The organism is Streptomyces sp. NPDC001933 (assembly GCF_042890955.1).
Classification (GTDB): domain Bacteria; phylum Actinomycetota; class Actinomycetes; order Streptomycetales; family Streptomycetaceae; genus Streptomyces.
The window spans coordinates 1-3,765 of the sequence record NZ_JBIASS010000028.1; the positions used below are offsets into that span (position 1 = coordinate 1).

The window sequence follows — 3,765 nt, forward strand, 5'->3', positions numbered from 1 at the left end:
CGTCTCCTCCTTCGGCATCAGCGGCACCAACGCCCACGTCATCATCGAAGAACCACCGACCCAAAACCCCACACCGACAATCATCCGCACAGACACGCCGACACCAGTCGTTCCTTGGGTGCTGTCCGCGAAGACGCGGTCGGCAATGGCCGCTCAGGCACGGGAGCTGCACGCGAGGCTGCTGAGCCGGCCGGACCTGGACACGCAGGACGTGGCCTACTCGCTGGCCACAAGCCGCAGCGCCCTCGAATACCGGACCGCCGTCGTCGGCAGCGACCGGGCCGAACTGCTCGAAGGCGTCAAGGCGCTGGCGGAGCAGGGCATGGAGGCGGATGCCATCGGCGGCCGGGCACACTCCGGCAGCCAGGTCGGCTTCCTGTTCTCGGGGCAGGGTTCGCAGCGGGCCGGGATGGGGCGTGAGCTGTACGAGGCGTACCCGGTGTTCGCCGATGCCTTCGACGCGGTCTGCGCGGAGCTGGACCGGCACCTCGACCAGCCGGTCAAGGACATCGTGTTCGGCGGGTCGGAGCTGATCGACCAGACCGTCTACACCCAGGCCGGCCTGTTCGCGATCGAGGTTGCGCTGTTCCGGCTGCTGGAGCACTGGGGCATCACGCCCGATTACCTGCTCGGCCACTCGATCGGTGAGCTGGCCGCCGCGCACGTGGCGGGTGTGTGGTCGTTGGAGGACGCGGCGGCGCTGGTCGCCGCGCGGGGCCGGCTGATGCAGGCGCTGCCGACGGGCGGGGCGATGGTTGCCGTCCAGGCCACCGAGGCAGAGGTCCTGCCGCTGCTGGTGGAGGGCGTGTCGATCGCTGCCCTGAACGGCCCGGACTCCGTGGTGATTTCCGGTGACGAGGACGCGGTGCTGGCCATCGCGTCCAGCTTCGGGAAGACGAAGCGCCTCCGCGTCAGCCACGCCTTCCACTCGCCGCGCATGGAGCCCATGCTCGCCGAGTTCAAGACGGTCGCGGAGGGCCTGACCTTCCAGGCACCGAAGTTCCCCATCGTCTCCAACCTGACCGGTGAACTCGCCGGCGAGGAGCTGCTGAGCGCCGACTACTGGGTGGACCACGTCCGCCAGGCCGTCCGCTTCCTCGACGGGGTAAAGCAGTTGCAGACCCAGGGCGTGACCACCTACCTGGAACTCGGCCCCGGCGGCGTCCTCTCCGCCATGGGCCAGGACTGCGTCACCGACGACGAGGCCGACTTCCTCCCCGCCCTGCGCAAGAACCGCGCCGAGACCGAAGCGCTCGTCGCAGCCGTGGCCGAACTCCACGTCCGAGGCACCCGCATCGACTGGACGACGTACTACGCCAACACCGGCGCCCAGCGCGTCGACCTGCCCACCTACGCCTTCCAGCGGCAGCGCTTCTGGCCCAAGGCTCCGGTGGCGGGCGGGCACCCCGGTGGCGTCGGTGAGGCTCCGGTCGCGGACTCGGCCTTCTGGGAAGCCGTGGCTCGCGAGGACCTTTCGGCGCTGGTGGGCGACCGGGAACTGACGGCCGACAGTCCGCTCAGCGAGGTGCTCCCGGCGCTGTCGTCCTGGCACAGCCGACAGCAGCAGCGTTCGGTGGCCGACGGGTGGCGCTACCGCGTCACCTGGAAGCCCGTACAGCCCCAGGCAGGCACGCTGTCGGGCCGCTGGCTGCTGGCCCTGCCGGAGGCACTGTCCGGCACCGCCGTCGTCGAGTGGTGCGAGCACGGGCTGAAGGCAGCGGGTGCCGAGGTCGTACGCGTCACCGGCGCCACCGACCTGTCCCCGTACGCCGAGGCGGCCGGGGTGCTGTCCCTGCTGGGGCTGGCGGAGGACGAGACCCTCGACGAGGGGGTCGCGCCCGGCTTGGCGGCCACGCTCGGCCTCGTCCAGAAGCTGGGCGAGGCCGGGGTGGAGGCCCCGCTGTGGTGCCTGACGCAGGGTGCCGTCTCGACCGGGACCTCCGATCCGCTGCGCAACGCCACCCAGACGCAGGTCTGGGGCCTGGGCCGGGTCGTGGCCCTGGAGCACCCGAAACGCTGGGGCGGCCTGATCGACCTGCCCGAGAGCCTCGACGCCCGGACCTGGGAGCAGGCCGTGGCGGTGCTGTCGGGCACTCCGGGCACACCGGGCGAGGACCAGGTCGCGCTCCGCTCTTCCGGCGTCTTCGCGAGCCGGCTGCTGGCGGCGTCGGTTCCGGCCGGCGACCGCGAGTGGGTCCCGCGCGGCACGGTACTGATCGGCGACGGCACCACGCCGCTCGCCGGGCACCTCGCGGGCTGGCTGGCGGGTACGGCGGTGGAGCGGGTCGTCCTGCTGACTCCGGTCGGCGGCACGCCCGACCCGGACGTCCTCGCGAAGCTGGGCGAGCGGGCCGTGGTGCGGGCCGTCGACGTGACCGACCGTACGCAACTGAGCGCTCTGGCCTCCAAGTTGGCGGCCGAAGGCACTCCGGTCCGGGCCGTGCTCCACACCTCGGGTACGAGCCACTTCGCACCGGTCACCGACACGGACCCGGCACAGCTGACCAAGGCGCTGCGGGCCCGCGTCGCAGGAGCGGCAGCTCTGGACGCCGTGTTCACGGAGACCGCGGCGGAGACCACGCTCGATGCGTTCGTCCTCTTCTCCTCCATCGCCGGTGTCTGGGGCGGTGGCGGGCAGGGGGCCTACGCGGCGGGTACTGCTTACCTGGACGGGCTGGCCCAGCTCCGGCGGGCCAGGGGCCTGGCCGCCACGTCCGTGGCATGGGGCCCGTGGGTCGGCGGCGACACGGCCGTACCGGCCGAACCGACCGACTCGGTCGACTCGGTCCACTCGGCCGAAGCGGTCGGCTCGGCCGAAGCGGTCGGCTCCGGTGACGGGAACGGTGAGGAGCAGATGCGGCGGCGCGGGCTGCTGGCCCTGGAGCCGGCACAGGCTCTCACCGCGATGGCGCGGGCGGTGGCCGAGGAGTCTCCGGTCCTGACCCTCGCCGACGTGGACTGGGGATCCTTCGCCCGCGCGTTCACCGCGCTGCGACCGAGCCCGCTGCTGGCGGACCTGCCGGACGTCGCCCGGATCGCGGCGGCCGCCGCCGAGAGCGAGGCGGAGAACACCGATGTCTCCGACGAGCTGCGGCAACGCCTCGCCGTCCTGCCGGAGTCGGAGCAGGAGGCCGAGCTGGTCGAGCTCATCCGTCAGCAGGCGGCCTCGGTGCTCGGGTACGCCTCGGTGGGCGACATCGAGGCGGGCCGGGCCTTCCGTGAAATGGGCTTCGACTCGCTGATGGCCGTCGAGCTGCGCAACCGGCTCACCCGGGCCACGGGACTGCGCCTGCCGGCGGGCTTCGTGTTCGACTACCCGAACGCGATCGCGGCCGCCCGTCTGCTGCGGCAGGACATCTTCCGCGACGGCGCGGCGAGCGGGGACTCCCTGCTCACCGAGTTGGACAAGCTGGAGGCCTCGCTGGTCACCTCGGAGCCCGACGCCCTCACCCGTACGCGGGTGGCGGTGCGGCTCCAGGCGTTCCTCGCGAAGTGGCAGGGCGAGGAGACGGAGTCGTCGTCGGCAGCGGCGGAGGGCGGCGTGCTGGGGCAGTTGGAGTCCGCTTCCGACGACGAGCTGCTCAACTTCATCAACCGGGAGATGGGGCGGTAGCCCCCGTCCCACCGGGTCTTCCGATCGGGTCGTCCAACCAGGTACTGCGGTCGGGGGGGGGGGGGGGGGGGGGGGGGGGGGGGGGGGGGGGGGGGGGGGGGGGGCCCCCCCCGCCCCCCCCGGGCGGGGCGGGGGGGGGGGCGGGGGGGGCC

At 72.9% G+C, this 3,765-nt stretch carries 1 protein-coding gene; it reads left to right on the plus strand.

The annotated features are described in order from the left end of the window. Window positions 1-3,613: acyltransferase domain-containing protein (locus ACFYY7_RS39050; protein WP_388669214.1), on the plus strand; the 3,613-nt coding region annotated here is incomplete at its 5' end. Between the last annotated feature and the right edge of the window lie 152 nt (window positions 3,614-3,765).